The sequence below is a fragment of the Streptomyces phaeochromogenes genome, from assembly GCF_001418655.1.
GTDB classification, from domain to species: domain Bacteria; phylum Actinomycetota; class Actinomycetes; order Streptomycetales; family Streptomycetaceae; genus Streptomyces; species Streptomyces phaeochromogenes.
The window spans coordinates 1-20,838 of record NZ_LIQZ01000120.1; the positions used below are offsets into that span (position 1 = coordinate 1).

20 protein-coding genes and 1 pseudogene are annotated in these 20,838 nt (G+C 71.7%); 16 read left to right on the plus strand and 5 right to left on the minus strand.

The annotated features are described in order from the left end of the window. The 3 genes from AOK17_RS17320 to AOK17_RS17330 form a co-directional block, all read left to right on the plus strand. Positions 1 to 551, plus strand: a 551-nt coding sequence (locus AOK17_RS17320) for a class F sortase (protein ID WP_055613403.1), incomplete at its 5' end; no start/stop codon positions are given. Between the two features lie 99 nt (positions 552 to 650). Continuing rightward, positions 651 to 1,535 (plus strand): oxidoreductase, encoded by an 885-nt coding sequence (locus AOK17_RS17325; protein ID WP_055613386.1) that lies wholly within the window; start codon positions 651 to 653, stop codon positions 1,533 to 1,535. Between the two features lie 20 nt (positions 1,536 to 1,555). Continuing rightward, positions 1,556 to 2,086 carry a hypothetical protein gene (locus tag AOK17_RS17330; RefSeq protein ID WP_055613387.1) on the plus strand — a complete coding sequence of 177 codons (531 nt, stop codon included), beginning with the start codon at positions 1,556 to 1,558 and terminating at the stop codon, positions 2,084 to 2,086. A gap of 44 nt (positions 2,087 to 2,130) precedes the next feature. Here AOK17_RS17330 and AOK17_RS17335 read toward each other — a convergent pair whose 3' ends face one another. Both AOK17_RS17335 and AOK17_RS17340 read right to left on the minus strand, forming a co-directional pair. Continuing rightward, a complete protein-coding gene (locus AOK17_RS17335; RefSeq protein WP_425424615.1) occupies positions 2,131 to 3,024 on the minus strand; it encodes an ABC transporter permease in 894 nt (297 codons plus the stop codon). Then, entirely contained in the window at positions 3,021 to 3,929 is a 909-nt protein-coding gene (locus tag AOK17_RS17340) for an ABC transporter ATP-binding protein (RefSeq protein WP_055613389.1), read from the minus strand. Before AOK17_RS17340 ends, AOK17_RS17335 begins: the two co-directional genes overlap by 4 nt. Positions 3,930 to 4,061: 132 nt before the next feature. Here AOK17_RS17340 and AOK17_RS17345 point away from each other — a divergent pair, with 132 nt between their 5' ends. Both AOK17_RS17345 and AOK17_RS17350 read left to right on the plus strand, forming a co-directional pair. Then, positions 4,062 to 5,279, plus strand: coding sequence for a sensor histidine kinase (locus tag AOK17_RS17345; protein ID WP_055613390.1), 1,218 nt, complete (start codon positions 4,062 to 4,064; stop codon positions 5,277 to 5,279). Then, positions 5,276 to 5,935, plus strand: a complete 660-nt coding sequence (locus AOK17_RS17350; protein WP_055613391.1) for a response regulator — start codon at positions 5,276 to 5,278, stop codon at positions 5,933 to 5,935. Before AOK17_RS17345 ends, AOK17_RS17350 begins: the two co-directional genes overlap by 4 nt. On the opposite strand, the gene AOK17_RS17355 is transcribed toward AOK17_RS17350, so the two are convergent. Next, positions 5,925 to 6,917 carry an alpha/beta fold hydrolase gene (locus AOK17_RS17355; protein WP_055613392.1) on the minus strand — a complete coding sequence of 331 codons (993 nt, stop codon included), beginning with the start codon at positions 6,915 to 6,917 and terminating at the stop codon, positions 5,925 to 5,927. The two genes, AOK17_RS17350 and AOK17_RS17355, sit on opposite strands and share 11 nt — an antisense overlap. A gap of 287 nt (positions 6,918 to 7,204) precedes the next feature. Here AOK17_RS17355 and AOK17_RS17360 point away from each other — a divergent pair, with 287 nt between their 5' ends. The 8 genes from AOK17_RS17360 to AOK17_RS17395 all read left to right on the plus strand — a co-directional run bounded on the left by AOK17_RS17360 (position 7,205) and on the right by AOK17_RS17395 (position 17,185). After that, positions 7,205 to 8,626, plus strand: coding sequence for a S1 family peptidase (locus tag AOK17_RS17360; protein WP_055613393.1), 1,422 nt, complete (start codon positions 7,205 to 7,207; stop codon positions 8,624 to 8,626). A gap of 99 nt (positions 8,627 to 8,725) precedes the next feature. After that, positions 8,726 to 11,500: a helix-turn-helix transcriptional regulator gene (locus AOK17_RS17365; protein ID WP_245697203.1), complete on the plus strand. Its 2,775-nt coding sequence runs from the start codon at positions 8,726 to 8,728 to the stop codon at positions 11,498 to 11,500. Between the two features lie 97 nt (positions 11,501 to 11,597). After that, complete coding sequence (locus AOK17_RS17370) at positions 11,598 to 12,422, plus strand: alpha/beta fold hydrolase (RefSeq protein ID WP_055613394.1); 825 nt, start codon at positions 11,598 to 11,600, stop codon at positions 12,420 to 12,422. 142 nt (positions 12,423 to 12,564) lie between these two features. After that, positions 12,565 to 13,419 carry an alpha/beta fold hydrolase gene (locus AOK17_RS17375; RefSeq protein ID WP_079053083.1) on the plus strand — a complete coding sequence of 285 codons (855 nt, stop codon included), beginning with the start codon at positions 12,565 to 12,567 and terminating at the stop codon, positions 13,417 to 13,419. 19 nt (positions 13,420 to 13,438) lie between these two features. After that, positions 13,439 to 14,236, plus strand: coding sequence for an alpha/beta hydrolase (locus tag AOK17_RS17380; protein WP_055613395.1), 798 nt, complete (start codon positions 13,439 to 13,441; stop codon positions 14,234 to 14,236). A gap of 100 nt (positions 14,237 to 14,336) precedes the next feature. Further along, the gene (locus tag AOK17_RS17385; protein ID WP_055613396.1) at positions 14,337 to 15,128 is read left to right on the plus strand and encodes an MBL fold metallo-hydrolase; all 792 of its coding nucleotides are present in this window, start codon (positions 14,337 to 14,339) and stop codon (positions 15,126 to 15,128) included. A 20-nt stretch (positions 15,129 to 15,148) separates the two neighbouring features. Further along, positions 15,149 to 16,336 carry a damage-control phosphatase ARMT1 family protein gene (locus tag AOK17_RS17390; RefSeq protein ID WP_055613397.1) on the plus strand — a complete coding sequence of 396 codons (1,188 nt, stop codon included), beginning with the start codon at positions 15,149 to 15,151 and terminating at the stop codon, positions 16,334 to 16,336. Between the two features lie 177 nt (positions 16,337 to 16,513). Further along, on the plus strand, positions 16,514 to 17,185 hold the full coding sequence (locus tag AOK17_RS17395; RefSeq protein ID WP_055613398.1) for a hypothetical protein: 672 nt from the start codon (positions 16,514 to 16,516) through the stop codon (positions 17,183 to 17,185). Here AOK17_RS17395 and AOK17_RS17400 read toward each other — a convergent pair. Together AOK17_RS17400 and AOK17_RS17405 are read right to left on the minus strand one after the other, a co-directional pair. Next, complete coding sequence (locus AOK17_RS17400; RefSeq protein ID WP_055613399.1) at positions 17,176 to 18,567, minus strand: MFS transporter; 1,392 nt, start codon at positions 18,565 to 18,567, stop codon at positions 17,176 to 17,178. The two genes, AOK17_RS17395 and AOK17_RS17400, sit on opposite strands and share 10 nt — an antisense overlap. Further along, positions 18,564 to 19,178 (minus strand): TetR/AcrR family transcriptional regulator, encoded by a 615-nt coding sequence (locus AOK17_RS17405; RefSeq protein WP_055613400.1) that lies wholly within the window; start codon positions 19,176 to 19,178, stop codon positions 18,564 to 18,566. Before AOK17_RS17405 ends, AOK17_RS17400 begins: the two co-directional genes overlap by 4 nt. Before the next feature lie 183 nt (positions 19,179 to 19,361). On the opposite strand from AOK17_RS17405, the gene AOK17_RS17410 reads away from it, so the two are divergent. The 3 genes and pseudogenes from AOK17_RS17410 to AOK17_RS17420 form a co-directional block, all read left to right on the plus strand. Next, on the plus strand, positions 19,362 to 19,742 hold the full coding sequence (locus AOK17_RS17410) for a hypothetical protein (protein WP_079053084.1): 381 nt from the start codon (positions 19,362 to 19,364) through the stop codon (positions 19,740 to 19,742). Between the two features lie 89 nt (positions 19,743 to 19,831). Next, positions 19,832 to 20,488, plus strand: coding sequence for a thioredoxin-like domain-containing protein (locus AOK17_RS17415; protein WP_055613402.1), 657 nt, complete (start codon positions 19,832 to 19,834; stop codon positions 20,486 to 20,488). Positions 20,489 to 20,620: 132 nt separating this feature from the next. Beyond that, positions 20,621 to 20,838: pseudogene (locus AOK17_RS17420) on the plus strand (ankyrin repeat domain-containing protein); the annotation flags it as partial.

Here is a 20,838-nt window from a genome sequence, read left to right on the forward strand (position 1 = left end):
CCGCGACACCTGAGCCCCGGCGCGGCCACGCCCGTGTGCCGCCTCCCGTCCGCCCCACCCCGGCGCCCCGGCCGCTCCCGCGGTCCAGGGCGACGGTGCTGAGGATCCCGTATCTCGGTCTGGAGGCCCCGGTCGTCGGCCTGCGCCTGGACCGGAAGCGGCAACTCACCACTCCGCCGGTCGACAGGCCCGAACTGGTCGGCTGGTACGAGGGCGGCCCCTCGCCCGGAGAGGCGGGCACCGCCGTGGTGGTCGGCCACCTCGACACCGCCACCGGGCCCGCCGTCTTCGTCGGCCTGAGCGGACTGACGCCCGGCCGGCTCGTCGAGGCCCGGCGCGCCGACGGCCGCACCGCCGTCTACACGGTGGACGCCGTCCGCACGTACGACAAGGAGCAGTTCCCCAGCGAGGAGGTGTACGGCGCCAGAAAGCGTCCCGAGCTGCGGCTGATCACCTGCGGCGGGGTGTACGACCGGAGGACCGGCTACCGGAGCAATGTCGTCGTCTTCGCGCATCTGACCGGGACGCGCGAGCCGGATCGCCCCGCCTAGGCGCCCCCTCGGCGCCGATGGTCCACGTCCGCAGGGCCCGCGAAGATCACTTTTCACCGTCCGCCCCCATGGTCCGAACCTCCGTGCAAGACTCCGAAGATGACCTCGGAGACGATCAACGCGGCGGCAGCGGGCACCTGGCGGCTCGGCGACCTCACGGTCAACCGGCTGGGTTTCGGGACCATGCGGCTGACCGGGAGCGGCGCCTTCCACCAGGGCACGCCGAGCGACCGCGACCGGTCGCTCGGGGTGCTCCGGCGCGCGGTGGAACTGGGCGTCAACCACATCGACACCGCCGCCTTCTACTTCTCGTCCCTGCGCTCGGCCAACGAGCTGGTCAACTCGGCGCTGGCCCCGTACCCGGACGACCTGGTGATCGTCACCAAGGTCGGGCCGGGGCGGGATCCGTCGGGCGAGTGGCTGCCCTGGGCCAGGCCCGAGCAGTTGCGCGGCCAGGTGGAGGAGAACCTGCGCCAGCTCGGCCGCGACCACCTCGACGTGGTCAACCTCCGGACGCACGGGCGCCATTCGATCGCCGAGCACTTCGGCGCGCTGGCCGCACTGCGCGAGGCGGGGCTCGTCCGCCACCTCGGGGTGTCCGACGTCGACCCGGAGCAGCTCGCCGAGGCACAGGCCATCGCCCCGGTGGTCTGCGTCCAGAACCGGTACGCCCTCGACACCCGTAGCGAGGTCGGTGACGACGTCCTGCGGATCTGCGGTGAACAGGGCATCGCCTTCGTGCCGTTCTTCGCGATAGCCGGCGAGGGCGGCAGGAAGGGCGCCGACGGCACCCACGAGGCCGAGGTCCTCGACATCGCCCGGGCCCACGGCGCGAGCCCCGCGCAGATCCGGCTGGCCTGGACACTGCACCGCGGCCCGCACGTCCTGGCCATCCCGGGCACCGGCGATCCGGACCACCTCGTGGAGAACGTGGCCGCGGGCGCGATCAGCCTGTCGGACGACGAACTCGCCCGGCTCGCCTGAGGGTTGAGGATCTCTTCGCCATGGGGGACAGCACACTGTGGGTGGCCGCGCTGACGGCCGGGACCGCCGTGCTCGCGAGCTGGGTGACCAGCCGCGGCACCTACCGGGCCGCCCGAATCCAGGCGGTCGCGGCCGCCGCGACCGTACAGGCGGACCGGCTCCGGGCCACCCGCCGCTCGGCGTACGTCGACGTCATCGAGCAGGCCCAGCGCATGGGCGACCTCTACTGGAAGGTCTCCGACGCCGATCGGATCCAGGACCCGGACGAGCGACTCGCGGCCCTCAAGGATCTGCGGATACAGCTTCGGGGCGAGTACGCCGTGCTGCGTCAGCGAGTCTGGGTGGTGGACCTGGAAGGGTCGGCGGAGACCGCCTCGGCCGCGGACCGGCTCCGCCTCGCGACCGGCGACAACTGGCGGGCGCTCCGCGCGATGATCGAGGGCGAGGAGGGGGCGGGAGAGCGGTTCAGCGACTGCTACCGCCCGTTCTGGGAGTCGGTCGTGAACTTCGTCGACCTCGCTCGCACCGCCCTGCACGAGACACGTACGTAAAGGACGAAGCGCAGGCGGTGATCCGCGTGCCGGTGCCACGACGGTCATTGGTCACGCCGCTGCACCGAGGTCACGGCGACGACGGCAGCGGCCAGGGCCCAGATCGCGTAGACGGTCCAGGCGCCGGTGAGCGTCCACGGGTACGCGACCGGCTGCCGGTCGACGTCGACCAGGCGGATCCACGCGCCGGTCGGCAGGGCGTGGTCGACGACGGCCGCCCAGTGGCGGTCGGCGCTGAAGACCAGGGGCAGCAGCAGGAGGATCACCACATTGGCGGTCATGGTGGCCGCGCTGTGCCTGATGAGGGTACCGAGGGCCATCCCGAGGAGCGCGGACACCGGCGCGAGCAGCGCGGACGCCACGAGGACGCGCAGCGCGCCGGGGTGGTCGATCGGGACGCCGATGTGCCGGCCGGACAGGACGGCCTGGGTCAGACCGAACGAGGCCGCCGCGACGACCGTCCCGAACACCGTCGTGACGGCCGTGACCACACACACCTTCGCCGCCATCACCGAACGCCGGGCCGGCACGGCCGTGAACGTCGTGCGGATCATTCCGGTCCTGTACTCGCCCACGACCGCCGTGGCGCCGATGGCGCTGAGGGCCAGCATGAGGACCATGGCGGCGTTCGCGGTGAAGGCGATCGACAGCGGGATCCCGTCCCGGACGAAGTCGGCCCGGGAACGCGCGTCCTGCGCCGTCCAGTAGCGGTACGTGTCCCAGGCGGTTCCCACGTTGAACCCGATGACCGCCAGGGCGCCGATCACGAACGCCCAGGTGTTGGAGCGCAGCGACCACAGCTTGACCCACTCGGCGGCGACGAGGTCACGGAACCTGGCGCGGGGTTCGGTGACCTGAGCAAGGTCGGCCCTGGCCGTGGCAGTTGCCGTTTCCATTTCCGTTGCAGCGGCAGCGGCCCTGTCGGGGGTGGTGGTCATCGGGCTTCTCCCGCGAGGTATTCGACGCTGTCGGCGGTGAGTTCCATGAAGGCCTCCTCCAACGAGGCGGTCCGGGTGGTGAGTTCGCGCAGCAGCACCCGGTGCCGGAGGGCGAGTTCACCGATCCGGTCCGCGTCCATGCCGGTCACCGTCAGCGAGTCGGCGTCCTGGCGCACCACCGCTCCCGCCCCGGTGAGCAGCGCCGTCAGCCCCGCGGGGTCCGGCGTCCGCACGGTCACGGTCGGACGGGTGCCGCGGGCCGCGAACTCCGTGAGGCTCTCGGCGGCGATGAGCGTGCCACGGCCGATGACGACGAGCCGATCGGCGGTGTTCTCCATCTCGGACATCAGATGGCTGGAGACCAGCACGGTGCGGCCCTCGGCGGCCAGCCGGTGGAACAGGCCGCGGAGCCACTTCACCCCTTCCGGGTCCAGCCCGTTGAGGGGCTCGTCGAACAGCAGTACAGGTGGTTCACCGAGCAGGGCTGCCGCGATGCCCAGCCGCTGTTTCATCCCGAGCGAGAACCCGCCGATCCGGCGCCGCCGCGCGCCCGCGAGACCGACCTCCTCCAGTACTTCGTCCACCCGGCGGCGCGGGATGCGGTTGGAGCGGGCCAGCACGGTCAGGTGCGCCAGGGCGCTGCGTCCGCCGTGCACCTCGTGGGCGTCGAGCAGCGCGCCGACGTGGCGCAGGCCGCGCGGGCGGTCGCGGAAGCGCCGGCCGCCGATGGTGACGGTTCCGCTCGTGGGCTCGTTCAGCCCCAGGACGAGCCGCAGCGTGGTGCTCTTCCCGGCGCCGTTCGGCCCGAGGAACCCGGTGACGTGTCCGGGCCGCACCGTGAAACTCAGGTGGTCGACGGCCGTGGTGCCGCCGTATCGCTTCGTCAGTTCGTTGACTTCGATCACAGGTCCAACGGTCCCCGGGAGCACGGCGGTTCGGCATCGGACCGGCGCCGACAATCGTGCGGGGCGGTGTCGACCACGGGTGTACACCCACGGTCCGATGCCCTGCCCGGATCGCGTCGTTACGATCGGCGTATGCCCGCCACACCACGACTTCCGCTGCTCAAGCGCATACCGCCGGGCGTCTGGACGGCGGTGATCTGGTGTGCGGGTCTGGCACTCACCATGCTCATGCGTTTCCGGTTGCCCGGCCAGGAGGAGGCCGACGCCTATCGCACCGCACTGCTCAGCAGCGCCAAGTGGGAAGGCTGGACACTTCTCGCGCTGGGCACCGCCCTGACGCTGGCCGGCTGCGTCCTGATGCGCCTTCGCCCACTGTGGGCTCTGGCCCTGATGCTGTCCGGTTCCATCGCCGCGACGAGCGCGCTGAGCGTCGGTGCGATCCCACTGCTGCAGTTCCTTGCGGTCGATCTCACGCTGTACTTCATCGCGGCGTCCCGGACACGCAGGACCGGGATCGTGGCCATCTCCATGGCGCTCTGCACACTGGCCGGGTACCTGGCCGTCCGGGTGCTGAGCGGATGGGCCATCGGAACCACGACCGAGCTGATCGTGGCCCTCACGGCCGTCATCGCCTGGCTCATCGGCGACTCGATGCACCAGTCCCGGGTGCACGCCGAACAGGTGCGCACCCAGGCCGCGGCCCAGGCCGTCACCGCCGAACGGCTGCGGATCGCAAGGGAGTTGCACGACATGGTGGCCCACACGATCGGCATCGTCGCGCTCCAGGCCGGTGCCGCACGCCGGGTCATCGACACCCGGCCCGAGCTGGCGCGCGAGGCCCTCGGCGAGGTGGAGAACGCGAGCCGCGAGACGCTGTCCGGCCTGCGCCGGATGCTCGGCGCGCTCCGCCGGGCCGAACCGGGCCAGGCGCCCGAGGCGACTCCGCTCGACCCGTCCCCCGCCCCCGGCCTGGCCGACATCGACCGGCTCGCCGAGCGGACGACGGCCGCGGGCGTCCACGTCGAGGTCCGCTGGCGGGGCGAACTACACACACTGCCCCCGGAGATCGGCATGTCCGCCTACCGGATCGTGCAGGAAGCCGTCACGAATGTCGTACGCCATGCCGGCACCGGCTCCTGCCGGGTGACCGTCGACTGCCGGGACGAGGAGCTGACCATCGAGGTCGTCGACAGCGGGAACGGGCCCGGGCGCGCCGCGGCCACCGGCTACGGGCTGCTGGGCATGCGCGAACGGGTCGGTCTGCTGCACGGGGAGTTCTCGGCCGCGCCGCGCCCCGAGGGCGGATTCCGGGTGGCCGCGTGGCTGCCCGTACCGGCGGGTGTGCGATGACGGTCCGGGTCGTCCTGGCCGACGACCAGCCCCTCGTCCGCGCGGCCCTGCGCATGGTGATCGCCGAGACCGCCGGCCTGGAGGTCGTCGGCGAGGCGGGCACCGGAGCCGAAGCGGTCGCCCTGGCCGGGGCGGAGCGCCCCGACGTCGTGGTGATGGACATCCGCATGCCCGGCATGGACGGCATCGAGGCAACCCGGCTGATCACGGAGGGCTCCGGCGGGGCCCAGGTCATCATGCTGACGACCTTCGACGATGACGACTATCTGTACGGGGCGCTGCGCGCGGGCGCGGCCGGATTCCTCGTCAAGGACATGGCCCTGGACGACATCCTCGACGCGATCCGGGTCGTCGCCACGGGGGACGGGCTGCTCGCGCCGAGTGTGACACGCCGTCTCATCAGGGAGTTCGCGGAGCGTCCCGTGTCCACCGCGCCCGCCGTCCGCGCGGCCCTGGGCATCACGGACCGCGAGCGCGAGGTGCTCACCCTCATCGGGAACGGGCTGTCCAACACGGAGATCGCCGCGCGGCTGTCCATCAGTGTCGCCACCGCGAAGACGTATGTGACCCGGCTGCTCGCCAAGCTGGACGCCCGGGACCGGGTGCGGCTCGTCATCATCGCGTACGAGGCGGGGCTGGTCGCGGCTACGCGTTGAGGGTGCGCAGCCAGGTGGTCAGCAGCCGGTTGACCTCCTCGGGGCGTTCCTGCTGCACCCAGTGGCCGCTGCCCTCGACGAGGTGCGAGGAGACCAGGCCGGGGAGTGTGGTGGGGAACGCCTCGATGGCACTGGCCAACCAGCCGATGGAGGCGTCGAGTCGGCCCGCGACGAAGAGCGACGGCTGGGTGATCGGGGCACCGTCCCACTCGGCGAGGTCCTCCCAGTCCTGGTCCATGCTGCGGTAGCGGTTGAGCGCGCCGGTGAATCCGGTGCGCTCGAACTCGCCCACGCAGAAGTCGAGTTCCTCGTCCGAGAGCCAGGACGGCCGGTCCTTGACGAACCGGTCGGAGAGCTGGCCGCCCGCCGGGACGAAGTAGACGCTGCCGTCCCCCGACTCGGGCATGGTGTCGGCCGAAAGCGTGGCGTAGAAGCCCGTCAGCCATGCCCGTACGTCCCGCTCGATCTCCGACTCCGCCCGGCCCGGCTCCTGGAAGTAGCGGACGTAGAACTCCTCGTCCCCGCCGATCATGGCGAAGGCGTCGGTCGGCCGGATCCCGCCCCGAGGCGCGTAGGGCACGCCGAGCAGTCCCACCGCGGTGAAGACATCGGGCCTGAGCAGCGCGGAGTCGGCGGCGATGGTCGAGCCCCAGTCGTGGCCGACGATCACGGCGGTCTCCTCGCCGAGGGCACGGACGACGGCCACGTTGTCCTCGACGTGCGCCCCGATGCGGTACGCCTCCGCGGTGTCGGGCACGGATGAGCGCCCGTAGCCGCGTACGTCGATGGCGACGGCACGGTAGCCCGCCTCGGCGAGTGCGGGGAGCTGGTGGCGCCACGAGTACCAGAGCTCGGGAAAGCCGTGGACCAGCAGGACAAGGGGGCCGGTGCCCTGTTCCACGAGGTGGATACGGCCACCGGGGACGTCCACCAGTCGATGCTGGGCGCCCGCCGGCGTGAACGGGTCTGCGGCCTGGGACATGGGTCCTCCTGGGACTGGGATGTACTGCTGTCGATCATCGCGCCGGTCACGGGAGGGTGCGAGAGACGTTGCTGTTTCGGCAACAACGCCGCGAGGTGCACACCACCCCATGGGTGTGCACCTCCGGTGGGCCTGCCGGGGCCACAGGCGAGTTCTGGCCGACTCCGAACACTCGGCCGGGCCGCTGAACCAGACCGAGGGGCGGCACGTACTGAAGGAGGGCGTTCACCTAACGGAAGCGCCCACAGCAGTGACGCTGGGTCAGGACAGTCGCACGGGAGCCGTGGATGAGGCATGCACGACGGAACGTTCAGCGGATCGCACGGTTCGCCGCAGTCGGCGGATTGGTGTGCGGGGGGCTGATGGTCTCGCATGCCGTGGCGAGCGAGACGTCGGACGATCCGAAGGCGCCGAACGCCGAGACCCTGGCCGCCCGGACCGGCCAGAAACTGGTCTCCGAGTTGGGCACGTCTCGTACGGCGGGCAGCTGGATCGACGCGAAGGGGCGCCCGGTCGTGGCGGTGACCGACGAGGAGGCGGCGGCCGACGTACGTGGCGCGGGTGCCGTCCCCAAGGTCGTCCGCTACGCAATGAAGGATCTGCGCTCCGCCACCGACACCCTCAAGGACGCGCCCAAGGTGGCCGGCACCTCCTGGGCGATGGACTACGCCTCCAACCAGGTGGTGGTCCGCGCCGACACCACCGTTTCCTCCGGTGAGTGGGACCGGCTGGCCAAGGTCGCCAAGAGCGTCGGCAAGTCCGTACGGATGGAGCGCATCGAGGGCACGTTCACCCCGCGGGTGAACGGCGCCTCGCCGCTCTTCGCCAGCGCCGGACGCTGTTCGGCGGGCTTCAACGTGACCAACGGACAGGCCAACTTCATTCTCACGGCAGGGCACTGCGGCCCGGTGGGCACGACGTGGTTCTCGGACCAGCAGGGCAGCCAGCAGGTCGGCGCGACCGTGTCCGGCTCGTTCCCCGGCGGTGACTTCTCGCTCGTGCAGTACAGCCCCGGCGTGGATCTCAGCGGCGCCGACCTCGTGGCCGTCGGCAACGGCGAGGGCATACGGATCATCGGAGCGGCCGACGCCGCCGTCGGACAGAAGGTGTTCCGCAGCGGCAGCACGACCGGTCTCCAGTCCGGCGAGGTGACCGGACTGAACGCCACCGTGAACTACCCGCAGGGCACCGTCACCGGACTCATCGAGACGACGGTGTGCGCCGAACCGGGCGACAGCGGCGGCCCGATGTTCGCCGACGGGCTGGCCATGGGCGTCACCTCGGGCGGCAACGGTGACTGCCAGAGCGGTGGCACGACGTTCTTCCAGCCGGTCACCAAGGCGCTGGACTCGCTCGGTGTGAAGCTGGTGACCGAGCCCGGGTCGGGCCAGGCGGCGCCCTCCTCCGGGAGCACGGGGAACACGGGCAGCGCCAACAGCGGCGCGGGCGCGGCGGCCCCTCCCGGCACGTCCTCGACCGCTCCCGGCGGCGCGGTCCTGCCCGGGGCAGGCGGAGGATCGGTGGACACGGTGCCCGAGGGTGAGACCGACAGCCTGGCCTCGGCGCTGGAGCGGGTCGCGGACTTCAGGAGCCTGGGTCCCGGACTGTTCGTCATCGCGGGCAGCCTGGTCGCGCTGGTGGCCCTCCGGATCCGCTCGGAACGCGGGCGCAGGCGGTACCGCAACCAGTACTCGCAGAGCTGGGGCTGACGGCGGCCCGGCTGAGATCCGGCATCGCTGAATCCCGGCACATATACCGGTTCACATAACCGAAACAGTCGATAGTGCCCATTGTCGTCCATCGTGACCGTGGCACTGGTTCAATCGTTCGACATGACCCTCAAGGGACGCGCCCGGGAACGCGAGCAACTCGACCTGCTCGTCGGGGAGTTGCGCGAAGGACTCAGCGGTGTGGTGGTGCTGCGGGGCGACGCCGGTATCGGCAAGACCGTCCTGCTGGAACACGCGGTGACCGAGGCCGCCGGTCTACGGGTGCTGCGGGTGGTCGGCGTGGAGGCGGAGTCGGGTTTCCCGTTCGCCGCACTGCACCGGCTGCTCGTCCCCCTGCTGGACGGGCTCAAGGAGCCCGGCGTGCTCCCGGCGGCTCAGCACACGGCGCTGCGGGTGGCCTGCGGACTGGCCGAAGGCCCGCCCCCCGACGGGTTCCTGGTGGGGCACGCGACGCTCACCCTGCTCGCCGAGACCGCGAAACAGCGGCCCGTACTGTCCCTCGTCGACGACGCCCAGTGGCTCGACGAGGAGTCCCTGCGCGTACTCGCCTTCGTGGGACGCCGGGTGCACGCGGAGGGCGTCGGCCTGCTGTTCGCCGCGCGGACCGGATTCGACGTACCCGCGGGTCTGCCCGCCGCCGTCGACGTCACCGGCCTGGAGGAGCACTTCGCGCTTGAGCTGCTGCGGGAGGCCGTGCCCGGCCAGCTCGACGCCCGGGTCGCGGCGCGGATCGTGGCCGCGACCGCCGGAAATCCGCTGGCGTTGACCGACCTCGGTCTCGAACTCTCCGCCGACCAGCTCTCCGGCGGGCTCGCGCTGCCCGAACCCCTGCCGGTGGGAAGCCGGTTGGAGGCGCACTACCTTCAGCGGGTACGTGAGCTGCCGGGGCCCGCACGCACCTGGCTGCTCCTCGCCGCCGCCGAGCCGAGCGGCGACCTCGGCTACCTCACCCGTGCGGCGCGACAACTGGGGATCGGCGCCGAGTCCTCGGGTCCGGCCGAGGCCGCCCGCCTCGTGGTGCTGCGCTCGGCCACGGAGTTCCGGCACCCGCTGGTGCGATCCGCGGTGTACGGCGGAGCCACCGGCGCCGAGCGAAGACGCGCGCACCAGGCGCTGGCCGAGGTCACCGACCGCCCCGCCGACACCGACCACAGGGCCTGGCATCTCGCCGCGGCGGCGATCGGCCCGGACGCCGCCGTCGCCGCCGAACTGGAGCGGACGGCCGACCGGGCGGGCTCCCGCGGCGGATACGCGGCCCGCGCCACCTACCTGACCCGGGCCGCCGAGCTGACGCCCGAGGGCGAAGTCCGGGCCGGGCGGCTGCTCTCGGCGGCCGAGGCCGCGCTGCGGGCCGGGGCGCCGTTGCAGGCGGAGTCGCTGCTCGACGCGATCGACGTGGATCTGATCGGCGACGTCGGCCGGGGCCGGGCCCTGCTGGTCCGGGCGCACGCGGTCATCGCGCTGGGCGACGCCGACTCGTTCGCACGGGCTCCCGCGCTGTGTCTGAGGGCCGCGCTCTTCCTCGCCGACGGCGCGCCGGAGCTCGCCCGCGAAGCGCTGCTGAGGGCGGTGGAGCGTGCCATCACCGCGGAACACCTCATGCGGGACACCACGGTGGCCGAGATCGCCCGGGCCATCGACAGCCTGGTGCCCCGCACCGGGAACACGACCGGTATCGACCTCGTGCTGCGCGCGTTCGCCGCCCTGGTCACCGAGGGCTACGAGCGCGCCGTGCCCCACATACGGCGGGCCTGCGCGGTACTGCTGGACCCGCGCACCTCCGACGAACAGGTGCTGCGGGGCTATATGCCGGTCGTCACCCTGTCGATGATGCTGTGGGACGAGGTGACGCACTCCGCCGTGATCCTGCGGGCCGCGGACGCCGCCCGCGCGACCGGCGCCCTGATGCAACTCGACATCACCCTGTACTGCGCGGTGATGTCGGAGACCAACCTCGGCGAGCTGCCGGCCGCCGACGAACTACGTGCCGAGGGGAGCCAGATCCGCGCGGCGATCGGCGCCACGGACGACATGTGGGCCATCTACCGCCACCCCGAACTGCTCGCCTGGCACGGCGAACTCGACGACCTTCCCGCGGTCCTGGACGGGTCCATGGCGGCGGGCACCTGGCTGGGCACCGGTGCGGTCGAGTCCATCGCCCGCATCGGCATGATCGTCCTGGCCCTGAGCCGCGGCAACTACGCCCAGGCGCGCAGCACCACCCATGAGCTGATCGAGCACGACGTCCTCGGGGTGCACTCCCGGCTGCTCCCCCACCTGGTCGAGGCGGCCGTACGCTGCGGCGACCGCGTCCTGGCCACGGCGGCCCTGCGCACGCTGACGTCCCGGGCCTCGGCCTCCGGCACCCCCTGGGCACTGGGACTGCTGGTGCGCTCGCGGGCGCTGCTCGCCGCCACGAACGAGGCCGAAGCCCTGTACCGCGAGGCGATCGACCTGCTGTCGAAGACTCGGGCCCGTTCCGATCTCGCCGTCGCCCATCTGCTGTACGGCGAGTGGCTGCGCCGCCGCAAGCGCCGCAAGGACGCCCGAGAGCAACTGCGCACGGCCGTCACGATGTTCGACGCCATGCGCGCCATGGGCTACGCCGCCCGCGCCGCGCAGGAACTCGCCGCCACCGGCGAGCACCCCCACCGCGGTCCGGCCGGGACGACCGACGCGCTGACCCCGCAGGAGCTCACGATCGCCCGTCTCGCCAGGTCGGGCGCGACCAACGCGGAGATCGCCGCCCAGCTGTTCATCAGCGCGAGCACCGTCGACTACCACCTCAGGAAGATCTTCCGGAAGCTCGACGTCACCTCCCGACGACAGCTCGCCCGCACCCCGGACCTCTGAACGGGGTCACGACTACGCGCTCCACGTGGTTCGAGGACGACCCGCCCCGCCGGACGATCGGGCGGTCGGAACGAACCCACAGACGGGAGCACCCCCCATGCCGTACGTGACCGCCTCCGACGGTGCACGGATCCACTACAAGGACTGGGGTCAGGGCCGCCCGGTCGTGCTCAGCCACGGGTGGCCCCTGAACGCGGACAGCTGGGAGGCCCAGCAGCTGTTCCTCGCCTCGAACGGCTTCCGCGCCATCGCGCACGACCGCCGTGGCCACGGCCGCTCCACCCAGACCTGGCTCGGCAACGAGATGAACACGTACGCCGACGATCTGGCCACGCTCGTCGACACGCTCGATCTGCGGGACGCGACGCTCGTCGGGTTCTCCACCGGCGGCGGCGAGGTGGCCCGTTACGTCGGCCGGCACGGCACCGCCCGGCTCGCCCAGCTGGTGCTCGTCTCCGCCGTGCCGCCGTTCATGCTCAAGACCGACGACAACCCGGGCGGGGTGCCGGTCGAGGTGTTCGACGCGATCCGCGCCGGCTCGGTCGCCGACCGCTCGCAGCTCTACCGCGACCTGGCCGACGGCCCGTTCTTCGGCGGCAACCGGCCCGGCGCCGGCCCGTCCCAGGGCGTACGCGACGCGTTCTGGCTCCAGGGGCTCCAGTCCGGGCACCGGAACGCGTACGAGTGCATCGCGGCCTTCTCCGCCACGGACTTCCGTGCCGACCTGGACGCCTTCGACGTGCCCACGCTCGTCATCCACGGCGACGACGACCAGGTCGTGCCGTTCGAGGTGGGCGGCAAGGCCTCCGCGGCCCGGATCAAGAACGCCTCGCTCAAGGTCTATCCGGGCGCGCCGCACGGCATCACCGACACCCACAAGGAACAACTCAACGCCGATCTGCTGGAGTTCCTCAATTCCTGAGGCACCTCGCGGGCACCCCCGAGGCCCCCCGACGCACCTCTGATGCAGGTCTGATGCACCGGTGAGGCGCCTCGACGCACTCCCGAAGCTCCGTCCGCATGCCCCGCCACCGACATGCCCCGACCCAGAAGGAGCTCATCACATGACGTCCGACCGTCACCCCCGCCGCCGCGTCCTCGGCGGCCTGCTCGCGGCCGGCACCGGCGCGCTCGGCCTCGGCGGCGCGCTGCCCTCCGCGTCGGCAGCCGGAGGCAGACCCGCGGCCGGCGGTGCCAAGCCGACCGTCGTCCTGGTCCACGGCGTGTTCGCCGACGCGTCCGGCTGGTACAAGACCATGGCCGGACTCCAGGACGCCGGCTTCCCTGTCATCGCCGCCGCGAACCCCCTGCGCACCCTGGCCGGCGACTCCGCGTACGTCTCCAGCATCGTCGACACGATCCCCGGCCCGGTCATCCTGGTCGGCCACTCCTACGGCGGCGCGGTCGTCACCAACGCCGGGCGCGGCCACACGAACGTCAAGGCGCTGGTGTACGTGGCCGCGTTCGCCCCCGACGAGGGCGAGAGCGCGCTGCAGCTGGCCGAGCAGTTCCCCGGCAGTGAGCTGCCCGGCGCCCTGGTGACCCGCCCGTTCCCGCTGCCCGCCGACGCGCCTCCCGGCGATCCCGGCCTCGACGGCTATATCGACCCGGCGAAGTTCCGTGAGGTCTTCGCCGGCGATCTGCCCCGTTCCGAGACACGGCTGATGGCGGCCTCCCAACGCCCGGGCAGCGTCGGCGGCCTGGCGGGCCCGAGCGGCGTACCGGCCTGGAAGTCACTGCCGTCCTGGTACGTGATCCCGACCGCCGACAAGGTCATCCCGCCCGCCGTGCAGCGGTTCATGGCACAGCGGGCGGGGAGCAGGGTCGTCGAGGTCAAGGGGGCCTCGCACGTCGTGATGATGTCCCGCCCGGCCGTCGTCGTCCGCCAGATCCTGGCCGCCCACCACGCCACCCGTTGACCTCCCGGAAGGAAAGCCCATGAGCAAGCCGGACACCATCGTCCTGATCCACGGCTTCTGGGTCACGCCCCGCAGCTGGGAACACTGGATCGCCCGCTACGAGAAGCAGGGCTACCGCGTGATCGCGCCCGCCTACCCCGGGTTCGAGGCGGAGGTCGAGTCCCTCAACGCCGACCCGGCGCCGATCGAGGCGATCACCGCGCCCCGGATCGTCGAGAGCCTCGCCACCGTGATCCGCGCACTCGACACGCCGCCCGTCCTGATCGGCCACTCCGCGGGCGGGGCCTTCACCCAGGTCCTCCTCGACCACGGTTTCGGCGCGGCGGGCGTGGCCATCAACTCCGCGCCCACAGAGGGCGTGCGGGTGATTCCGCCCAGCCAGGTGAAGTCCACGTTCCCCGTGCTCAAGAACCCCGCCAACCACCACAAGGCGGTCGGCCTCACCTTCGAGCAGTGGCACTACGCGTTCACCAACACGTTTCCCGAGGAGGAGTCCCGGGCGCTGTACGAGCGGTACGCGATCCCCGCCTCGGGCCGCATCCTGTGGAACAGCGTGCTGGCCAACCTCCAGCCCGGCCACCAGGACATCTGGGTCAACTACCACAACGACGACCGCGCTCCGCTGCTGTTCCTCTCCGGCGAGGAGGACCATCTGATGCCGCCGAAGGTGCAGCAGTCCAACGCCAAGCACTACAAGTCGAAGACCGTCACCGAGGTCAAGGTGTATCCCGGACAGCCCCACCTCATGCCGGCCTCGCCCGGCTGGGAGGAGATCGCCGACCACGCCCTGTCCTGGGCCGTCGAGCACGCCAAGTAGGGCACGCAGTGCGCCCCGGGGCGACCGCACGGGCCGCCCCGGGCCACCGGAAGAAGCCGATGAGCAGGGATCACCACCTGCCCTCCGAGGGGGTCACCGCATGACCGAGGTCCGTGTCACGCACATCGGCGGTCCGACCACGCTGATCGAGGCCGACGGCTGGCGGCTGCTCACCGACCCGACGTTCGATCCGCCGGGCGAGCGCTACGCGTTCGGCTGGGGCACCTCCTCCCGCAAGCTGACGGGCCCCGCCCTCGCCGTCGCGGACCTGCCGCCGATCGACGCCGTCCTGCTGACCCACGACCACCACGGCGACAACCTGGACACGGCGGGGCGTGCCCTGCTGCCGGGCGTCGGCACCGTACTCACCACGCTGTCCGGGGCAGGTCGGCTCGGGGGCAACGCGCGGGGGCTGGCGGCCTGGACGAGCACCCGGCTGCAGGCGCCCGGACGCCCGACGATCAGCGTCACGGCGACTCCGGCCCGCCATGGCCCGCCGCTGTCCCGGCCGGTCACCGGGGACGTCATCGGCTTCGCGCTCGGCTGGGAGGGCCAGCGGCACGGCGTGCTGTGGATCTCCGGCGACACCGTCCTGTACGAGGGCGTACGGGAGGTGGCCCGCCGTCTGGACGTGGGTACAGCCCTGCTGCATCTGGGCAGCGTCCGCTTTCCGCTGACGGGCCCGGTCCGCTACACGATGAACGCGGCGCAGGCCGTCAGTCTGTGTCGCGAGCTCCGGCCGCACACGGTCCTGCCCGTGCACTACGAGGGCTGGGGCCACTTCCAGGAGGGCCGGACCGCCGTCGAGGCGGAACTCGCCGACGCTCCGGCCGGCATCCGCGACCGCTTCCGCTGGCTGCCCACCGGAACGGGCGCCGACGTCACCGTGTGACGGGACGGTTTACTGGGGGCATGACGCGCACCAGCCCCAGCAGCCACAACCCCGATCACGCCCCCGTCATCGTCAGCTCCCCCGGCTCCTTCGCCCGGAGCGTGCTGGACGAGCGGCACCCCGCCCTCATCGAGCGCGTACGGCGGGCCACCCCGTATCCGCCCGAGCAGCAGCGCGCGCTGGACTCCCTCCTGGAGGAGATCACCAAGGGGGTCATCGAGCGGCTCGACGACGGCGAGCCCGGCGCCGAGCGGTGGCGGGACGAGCGGTACTACGGGCAGCGCTGGCCGGAGGTGCCGTTCCTGTGGGCGGAGAGCTTCTTCTACCGCAAACTCCTGGCCGCCCTGCGGCACTTCACACCGGGCCCCTGGCAGGGCATCGACCCCTTCGCCCCCTTCAAGAACGCCGAACTCATGAGCTCCAAGGTCGACGAGGAGCTCGCCGCGCTCGACCGCCTGCCCGAACTCCCTTTGGAGGAACAGGAGCGCACGCTCCTGCTCTCCTCCCTCTGGGGCAACCGGGCCGATCTCGGCTTCCAACTGTCCGCGGGCGCCGGCGGGTTGGGCGAGCGCGTGACGGGCCTCGTCGTGGACGACTCCCCCGCGCTCCTGGAGACCCTGGCGGCCGGCGAGCCCGGAAAGGTCTGTCTGGTCGCCGACAACGCCGGTCCCGAGCTGCTTCCCGACCTCGTCCTCGCCGACCATCTCCTGACCACGCGGCGGGCCGCCACCGTCGTCCTGCATCTCAAGCCGTACCCGTACTACGTCTCCGACGCGACGACCACCGACACCCTGGCCTGTCTCGACCGTATGACCGGGGCGTCCGGACACGCGACGGAGGTCGGCGAGCGGCTGCGGCAGGCTGTCAGCGCCGGCCGGCTGATCCTGCGCACCCACCCGTTCTCGTGCGCGCCGCATCCGTATGAGCGGATGCCGGCCGACCTCCGGGAGGACTTCGCGTCCGCCACGCTCACGGTGTTCAAGGGCGACCTCAACTACCGCCGTCTGGTGGGCGATCGCCACTGGCCGGCCACGACGCCGTTCGCCGAGGCGACCGCGTACTTCCCGGGTCCGGTGGCGGCGCTGCGGACGCTCAAGTCGGATGTCGTGACCGGACTCGCGCCCCGGACGCTGGAGGAGCTGGACGCGGGCGAGGAGGCGTGGCGCACGAGCGGGACGCACGCCCTGATCCAGTTCGGCGCGCGTTGATCCGGTTCCGCGCGTGCTGATCCGGTTCGGCGCGTGAGCGTTCCGGTTGTGAGGACTGCGCTGTTTGTCCCCTCGTGGGGCGGTGGTGCCGCTAGCGTGCGCTGGTCACCGTTCGCGTGAATGTGCATGACATGCACAGGGGGGAAGTCAGCTATGGGGAGCATGAGGAACAAGCGTGTGCTGAGACATCCGGCACGGCTGATCGTCGCGTTGCTCGCCGGGTTCGCTCTGGTCCTGACCGGCACGGGCGCCGCCCACGCCACGACCACCGTGGAGATCCCGGCGGGCGCCGAGGGCGGCGTCTCGGCGACCGTGAAGTTCTACGGGACCGTGGTGCCTCAGCCCTACAACCCGGATCCGACCGCCTACTTCGGCGACCGCAAGTGCCAGCTCATCTACCACGACTACGACCCGACGGCTGGCTGCGGGGGCTTCAAGCTCGGCGTCGTCCTGCACAACGTCCGCAACCAGCCCGGCTATCTGGCCGGCCTCAACAGCACCGGGAACTACTTCCAGGCGCACGCCGACACCGCCCGCACCTTCGGGTGCCTCCGTGCCGACGGCAGCTTCGACCACGGCACGAGCTTCGTCGTCCGCACCGAGCAGCAGCGCCTCGGTTCGACGTACTACGAGCCGGACAGCAACTGGATCCTGAGTGCGCACCGGAACTACGAGGGCGAGTTCGGCCCGCACTTCTTCGTCAACTTCCCTCCTGTGGAGGTGAATTGCCCGGCGGGCATGACCGCGACCCAGTACGGGCTCAAGGTCAGCAACGTCAACATCAGCATTGACGACGCGAACGTCTTCGGTACGACGACGTGGAGTACGCCGGGGCCGTTCTACGGGTGACCGGCTGTGCTTCTGGCGCCCGGACCCTCGGCGGGGTCCGGGCGCCTCTTCTCTGACGAGGCAGGGAGTCCGGCCGCAAGCAGCGCGCCGAGTACGGCGACAGCGGCGAGGACGACCAGAGCCGTTCCCCTCGCGGAGGCACCGGCCGGTGCGAGCGTCGTGGCCACGGCCACTCCGAGCGCCGGACCGATGTTCATCGCGGTCTGCTGGAGTCCGCCGGAGACGCCCGCCGACCGCACGGACGCCTCCCGTACGACGACCGCGGTCGCGGTGACCATCACGGGGGCGAAGCCGGCCCCCAGCAGAAGGAAGCAGCCGCCGATCGCCAGGGAGCCCGACGTCTGGTCGAGCCGGGACATCAGGAGCGTGGCGAGGGCCACAACAGCCATGCCCACCACGGTCGTCCGGCGGGGACCGAAACGACGCAGCAGTACGGCCGAAACCGGCGCGCCGACCACCATGGCCACCGCGAGCGGCAGCGCGTGCAGGCTGCCGTGGAGGGGATCCAGGCCGAGTACGTCCTGGAGGTAGTACGTGCTGAGGAACAGCGTGCCGAACAGCACCGCCGACGCGGTGAGCAGGACACCGAGCGCCGAGGTGATGGCGGTCGAGCGGAACACCTCGGGCGGCACCAACGACCCTGCCGTACGCCGTTCGTGGCGGACGAAGGCGGCGCACGCGGCAGCCGTGCAGAGGAGTCCGAGCGCGCTCGCGGCCGTCCATCCGGTGTCCGGCAGACCGACGAGGGTGTGGACCAGGCACACCAGCGCCACCCCCAGCAGGCACGCCCCCGGCAGGTCCAGGCGGACGTCCGAGGCCTCCCTCGGCACCCGTGCCACCAGGGCGAGCACCACCGCCGCGAGCGCCGGGACGAGCCCCAGGAAGAAGACCGACCGCCAGCCGAAGTGGGTCGCCAGCGCCCCGCCGACCAGCGGGCCGAGCGCGGCGGCGGCCCCGATGGCACTGGTGCGCACGGCTATCGGCATACCGAGGCGGTCGGGCGGATACGCGGCGCGCAGCATTCCCAGGGTCGCCGGCTGCAGCAGCGCACCGAAGACCCCCTGCACCACGCGCAGTCCGATGACCCAGCCCACGCCGGGCGCCAGGCCGATCGCCGCCGAGGTGACGGCGAAGCCCAGCATTCCGAGGGCGAAGACCCGTCGGTGTCCGTACCGGTCACCGAGGCGTCCGGAGAAGACGAGCAGGCTCGCGACGGCGATGAGATAGCCGGTGCTCGTCCACTGCATCTGGACGAACGAGGCGTCGAGGTCGCGCCGCAGGCTGGGCTGTGCGACGGTCAGCGCGGTCCCGTCGAGGGCGACGAGCGCGGCGCCCGTGATGCCGGCGGTGAGCGTGAGGCGCTGGTCGCGCGCCGAGTTCACCGGGGCTCCGGTCCGAGGTGGGCGTCCAACGCTGCTCGTACGAGGGGTTCGACGCCGTCGGCCCCTGTCGCGAGCTGGAGACTGCCCCAGCCCCACAGTTGCGCGATGCCGTGCAGGTTGGCCCAGAGCGCGCCCGCCACGTCCGGTGCCCGCACGTCGGGGCGTACTCGACCCACCAGGTCCACAAGGGAGTTGAACAACGGCAGGCTGGTCTCGCGCAGGCCCAGGCTGTTGCTCTCCAGCAGGTCGTGCCGGAACATCAGCTCGTACATACCGCGGTGGGACAGCGCGAAGTCGACGTAGATGCGGGCCAGCGCGGCGAGTTGGGCACGCGGGCTCGCCTCACGGCCGTTCGGTTCCTCACCGCCTTCCGGCTCCTTGCCGCCTCGCAGCCCCTCGGCGACCTCGGCCCCCAGTTCGGCGAAGCCCTCTCGCGCGATGGCGGAGAGCAGTTCGAGGTGGGTCGGGAAGTAGCGGCGCGGGGCGCCGTGCGAGACACCCGCCCTGCGGGCGATCTCCCGCAGCGACAGGGCCTGCGCCCCCTCCTGAGTCACCAGCTCCACGCCCACGGACACCAAACGGGCTCGAAGTCCCGCCTCCTGTTCGGTCATAGACACTGTCTACCAGCCGGGAGTAGACAGTGTCTACCAACGGCTCGTAGACAGTGCCTGCTCGCGACTGGAGGCACGTTCCCCGCCGACTGGAGGCACGTTCCCCGCCGAGCGGAGGTGCGTGGCCGTCCGATCCGCGGGGTCCGCGAACCGCCGTCGCGCGCACCGCATACCATCACCGTGATGAGCAGCAGGACGCACCGGCGACCGCACCGCGTCACGCGGGACGCGGTGCTGCGCCCTGCCCTCGCCGTGCTGCTCGCGGCACTGGTGATGTGTCTGGGGTACGTGCCCTCGCACGGCCGGGCGGCTCCGGTGGCCGACCCCGTCGTCACCGTCTCCGTCGCCCAGGAGCGGCTGGGCTCCCCCGCCGAGCACGACCGGTGCTGCGGCCTGCCCACCCGGGAGGCGCGGGCCGTACTGCCCGCGGGTGCGCACCCCTTGCCCGCGGTGCTGCCGCGTATGCCGGTCGCGGCACGCCTGGTCGTGGCCTCGCACATTCCCGTGCTGCCGCCCGCGCGTGGCGCTCCCGATCTCCATGTCCTCCAGGTGCAGCGGATCTAGACCGACGTCCAGAACAGAGACGTCCGTCCGACCCCTCACCCACCGCCGCCCGAAGGAACCGGCGCGGCGGGGACAAGGAACGCATTCCCATGAGCAGGACCAGCAAGAAGTCGGCAGCCGCGGCGCGCAAGGCGCGTGTCGAGGAGCTGCGGCGGGCGGAGAAGGCCCGCGAGCGCAGATACCGCGTCCTGACGATCACGGTCAGCACGGTCATCGTCGTCGGTCTTGTCGCCTTCGGCGCCTACGGACTCAACAAGGCGAACGACAAGGACGAGCAGCAGCAGGCGGCCGTGAAGAAGCCCGTGAAGGGCGAGAAGTCCTGGAACGCGAAGAAGCTGACGCAGAACCATGTCGCCAAGGCCGTGTCGTACCCGATGAACCCGCCGGTCGGCGGTGACCACAACCAGGCGTGGATGACCTGTGACGGTTCGGTCTACACGAAGGCGATACCGAACGAGAACGCGGTGCACTCGCTGGAGCACGGCGCGGTCTGGGTGACGTACAACGACAAGGCGGCGGACGCCGACGTGAAGACGCTCGCCGACAAGGTCGCCAAGACCCCGTACACGCTGATGAGTCCGGTGAAGGACCAGGCCGGGGCCATCATGCTGTCGGCCTGGGGCAAGCAGCTGACCGTGGACAAGGCGTCCGATCCGCGGGTCCAGCAGTTCCTCACGAAGTACGTGCAGGGCGCGCAGACCCCGGAGCCGGGGGCCGCGTGCACGAACGGGATCGACGCGTCCTGACGGCCGGCGCCGGGCTCTTCGGAGGGCCCGGCGCCACGCCGTTTCTCCGTCTCTGGCAGGCTCACCCCAGGCGCATCGTTCCGATCCCGAGCAGGACGCCCCCGACAGGGCGTCCTCGGCAGGAGGCGTGAGATGGAGACGCTCGACTCGCAGGATCCGCTCGCCGTCGCGGTGACCGAGGCCATCCGCGGCGGTGACCTGGCCACACTCCGGCAGTGCCTCACCGAACACCCCGGCCTCGCCGACACCCGGATCGTGCGGCACGGCGCCGGAGCGGGGACGCTCAGCCTGCTGCACATCGCCGCGGACTGGCCCGGCCACTACCCGAACGGTCCCGCCGTCGTCGCCGC